Origin of the sequence: Pseudomonas sp. K5002, assembly GCF_013386655.1 — a bacterium.
In the GTDB taxonomy this organism is placed as follows: Bacteria; Pseudomonadota; Gammaproteobacteria; order Pseudomonadales; family Pseudomonadaceae; genus Aquipseudomonas.
This window is the reverse complement of record NZ_JACARK010000967.1, coordinates 1-4,125: the sequence shown is the minus strand read 5'-3', so window position 1 is coordinate 4,125 and position 4,125 is coordinate 1. Positions and strand designations below refer to the sequence as shown.

Here is a 4,125-nt window from a genome sequence, read left to right as displayed (position 1 = left end):
ATCCTGCCCGCCGACTACCACGTGCAAAGCGGTGGCGACATGCAAGGCTGGCTCGACCGTTATTTCAACCAGGCCTACCGCCTGCCGGACCTGAGCCAGGCCGGGTTCAAGGCGGTCAGCGGGCGCCTGCTCAGCACCGAACAAGGCGCGGCGGCCATGGTGCTGTATGAAGACCCCCAAGGGCGGCGCATCAGTTTCTATATCCGTCCGCCGGGCCCGGAAAACAAATTCCTGCCCCGTGGCAGCCGCAGTGCCGACGGGCTGCAGGCCGAATACTGGTCGGGCGCGGGCTACAACTATGCGATGGTCAGCCCGCAAGACCCGTCGACCACACAGATGCTCAAGCAGACGATGCGGTTCTAGAAACCCACATCCAGTACCACGTTATCGACGTAGGTACCGGCTGGCGGCGTGGCCTGGTTGCTATAGATCGCCGCGTTGTAGTTGAACACCTGGCTGCCGGTGCCCAGGCCATTCCCGGGGTTCACCTCAGCCGTGGAGCTGGCGCGCCGGGCGGTGGTCACGCTGCCCCAGCGAGTGGTGGTGGCGCTTTTGAAGATGTCGTAATTGAGGAAATTGCTCCCCGAGATCATCCGCCGCTGCCCGCCCACACTCACCGGGTTCTGCCCGTCGCTGATGCCCACGGTGTAGGCACTGCCCTTGGTGCAGGCAATCGTGGCTTGCCCGCTCACGCTGGAAAAGCCACTGATCACCGGCGCGCTGCCGAAGCTGATGTTGGGCGCGGTGATCGTGCAGTCATTGGCCACGGTCATGCTGACGGTCAACGTCGTGGTGCCACTGTTGATATCCCGCCCCAGACAAATCCCGCCGATACCAATGCCCGAGCAATAGTTCCAGTTCCAGAAAATACTCAGGGTTTCGCTATAGGTGCCGGCCGCCACGTTGCTGCCGATCGTCGTGCTCATGTAAAGCGGCAAGGTTTTCGTGCCCGGCCCGGAAATCAGCCCGGCGGTTTGCGCGATGCCGCCGGGCCCGCCAAAGTCGAACGCGGTGCCCCGGGTCATCGGAAAGCCGGTGGTGTTGTTGGCATAGACCGTGTAGCTGATCACATCACCGGTGGGCCCAACCATGCCGCCCTGGGAGGAACCGGTGATGGTGGCGTAAAAGTGGTCGGTGGAAGCCAGCAACGAAATCAGGGCCGAGGTACAGTTCAAGCCGCTGGAGGTGGTCGAACTGGTCTGGGCGGCAGTGCGCACGGTCATCGAACTCACCGACGTGCCAAAGCTGGCTGGCACGGTCGCCCCCACCGAACACAAGGCTTGCGCCTGCTGCACGCCCCCAAGGCTCGCCAACACCAGCATTCCCGACACCCATCCCTTGACCCACACACCCACACTCCTTATCTCATTGGCAAACCAGCGGCCCGATCAGCGGCACCTGCTCCTCGTTGATATCCACGTCGAACGTTGCCTGGCAGGTACGGCCCTCACCCACAGTGACTTGCAAGGTGTTGTGGGCCGCCAGGTTCTCCAGGTACACCAGGCCATCCCACCCCACCACCGCGCGCGCCCCGGTTTGCTCATGACGCACCTGGCTGCCCAGGGGCAGGTCCTGATGCCGGGCATCCACCAGGGTGATACTGGCCGCGATCACCCGGCGCACCGGGAACTCCAGCAAGTAGCCGCTGCCGCGCCGCACCGCCACGCGCTGCTCGACATTCGGGGTCTGCACGTTGACCGGCAGGTTCAGCGGGTCGATTTCATACTTGCCGCGGTAGTACGCGCTGCTCCACGGCACCAGCAAGTGCCCATTGCGGTCGGTTTCCCCCACCAACTGGTTTTCATAGAGCACCGGCACACCGGAATAGCCGTCGGTGCTCACCACCACAAACGCGTCATTGACCTGGTTGGCGGTGAACACCTGATTGTCCATCCACACCAGCGAGCCACTGGCATCCGCCCAGCGGGTCTCGGCGTCGCTGCTGCCATAGACGCCCGCCTGCAATTGCACCGACTGCATGCGCCAGGTCAGGTCGGCCTGGCGATAGGCGGGGCCGTCGCCACTGGCATACCCCAGGTTGTAGCCCACGCCGCCTTCGGACGGCACCGCCCGGCTGTAGTTGACCCGCTGGCGACTCTCGCCGGCCTGGCTGCGCTCGTTGCTCAAGGCCAGGCTGCCATAGATGTCGAACGGGATGACCAACTGCGCCTGCATGGCCCAGTTGCTGTCACCGACCTCGCGGTTGGCCGACAGGTAGAAACTGGTGTTGCGCCACAGCTGTTTGCTCCAGGTGAGGTTCATCAGCCGGGTGCGGGAGTCATCGGCCGCCTGCACATCGAAATAGCCGGCACCGATGCTGCCGAAATCGTTGAGGTTCAGGCTCAGGGTCACCTGCTCGCTGCGCTTGCTGAGGCTCGCATAAGGCGTGTCGACCAGGGTCAGGTCGGCGTACTGGTCGCGGCGCTCTACTCGCTGGTATGACAGGCTGTAGCGCTGGTTGCTGTATTGATAACCGAAGCTCAGTTGCTGGCCGGTCTCGCCATCAAACTGGCTTTGGCTGAGGGCGGTATTGAGCACCCCGAAGTTGCCCAGCCGCACGTTGCCGCCGAGCCCGCCCAGGGTCAGGTCGCCTGAGGCTTCGGCATGGCTTTCCAGGGTGAAGTAGTCCGACACCCCGTAACGAAACGTGCCGCTGGCCACGCCCGGCCCGTAGCCAAAATCCCGAATGGTGTAGTCGCGGCGCAAATTACCGGCCGCCACCGAAAAATCCGACAGGCCTTTTTGCAACAACGTACTGGTGACGTAGAACGGCACGGTGGTCGACACCTGCCGGCCCAGGGCATCGGTGGTGACCACCACCGCTTCGCCGGCGCCGTTGATAAACGGCACGTTGGTCAAGGTGTACGGGCCCGGCTGCAGATCTGCGCTGCTGGATTTGTAGCCATTGATGAACAGGTCCACCGACGACGGCACCGCCGCCTCCCCGGCAAATTGTGGCAAGGGGTAAGTCACCAGGTCCGGGCGTACGCCGAAATCCCGCGACACTTGCACCCCGCCCAGGCGTACCGAACTGCTCCACGGCAATGCGCTGCTGATCACGTCGCCCGCCTCGTAGGTCAGCAGGCGCTCATCGTCGGAAAAGCGCCAGGTGGTGTCATAGCGCCGGTAGCCATTGTTCAAAGTGCTGCCGCTGGCCTGGCCGCCAAAGGTGGTGCGGTATTGGCCGGTATTGGACAAGGTGCCCCAGGTATCGAACAGCCGCACTTCGTTGAAAATGCCCAGGTATGTGCCGGCGTCATCGGTGTCGTTCAGGTAAGCGTCATAGTTGAGCAACGCACCAAAACTGGTGAGTGCCTGGGCGCGCGGGTAGTTGTTGCGGCTGCCGATGAACTGCGCCGGCAACCACGCCGGCGGTACCGTCAACATGAGGCGCTGGCCCTGGCTGTCGTAATCGGTGTGCAGGCCCGGCAGGTGGTCCAGCGCGACCTCGGTGGTGATCTCGGCCGGCAGCTTCATGCCCACGTCCCGCAAGGTGGCCGCCGGCACAAACAGGCCGCCGGCGCGCTGATCCACGGCCACCACCCGGCCAGTGTCCATCTGGTTGACCACCAGTTCGAGGAACAACTGTGCATCGGCAACAGCCTCCATGTTGCTGGGCGGCGGCGGCAACGGCGCGGCCACGCCAAGCGGCGCAAGCACCAGGCCCGCCAGGCCGCCCACCACCCACACCGATCGCCATCGACTACGAGCCCAACCATGGCTCACCAAGGCATTGTGTCCATCAATGGACATCTCCATCCGTTAAGACCAAGGGCTGCTCCATGCCCTATTCCATTGCGTTACCGTCCCGGCGCAAGGTTCTCCAGTTGCGCTGCGCCATTGACTCGCACCTGCAGCGGCTGATCGCCCGCGACACCTTGTGGCACCGGCCAGCGCATGGTTGCGCCCGGCAGTACATAGCCGAGCAGGCCGTCTACCAGCGGCCGGGTCTGCCCGCCCTGTTTGAACGCCACATCGGTGAGCCGCGCGTGCACCGCGCCCTGGTTGCGCATCTCCACATAGTTGCGCCCGCCGACGGTGACTTTTTTCCAGCTCAGGTCAGGCTTGCCCGCGCCCTTGGGGTCGCGCTGGCGCGTCGCGTCTTCCTTGCTCCACAGGCCTGCG

Annotated in this window: 3 protein-coding genes and 1 pseudogene; 1 reads left to right on the top strand and 3 read right to left on the bottom strand. The window is 64.0% G+C overall.

Annotated features, from left to right (window positions below; translation table 11 throughout):
- Positions 1–363: anti-sigma factor (locus HX846_RS31835; protein ID WP_372242034.1), on the top strand; the 363-nt coding region annotated here is incomplete at its 5' end.
- Here HX846_RS31835 and HX846_RS31830 read toward each other — a convergent pair.
- The 3 genes and pseudogenes from HX846_RS31830 to HX846_RS31820 form a co-directional block, all read right to left on the bottom strand.
- On the bottom strand, positions 360–1,322 hold the full coding sequence (locus tag HX846_RS31830) for a spore coat U domain-containing protein (protein WP_178966928.1): 963 nt from the start codon (positions 1,320–1,322) through the stop codon (positions 360–362). The two genes, HX846_RS31835 and HX846_RS31830, sit on opposite strands and share 4 nt — an antisense overlap.
- 43 nt (positions 1,323–1,365) lie before the next feature.
- Complete coding sequence (locus HX846_RS31825; RefSeq protein WP_177009824.1) at positions 1,366–3,759, bottom strand: fimbria/pilus outer membrane usher protein; 2,394 nt, start codon at positions 3,757–3,759, stop codon at positions 1,366–1,368.
- Positions 3,760–3,800: 41 nt separating this feature from the next.
- A pseudogene (locus HX846_RS31820) lies at positions 3,801–4,125 on the bottom strand (molecular chaperone); the annotation flags it as partial.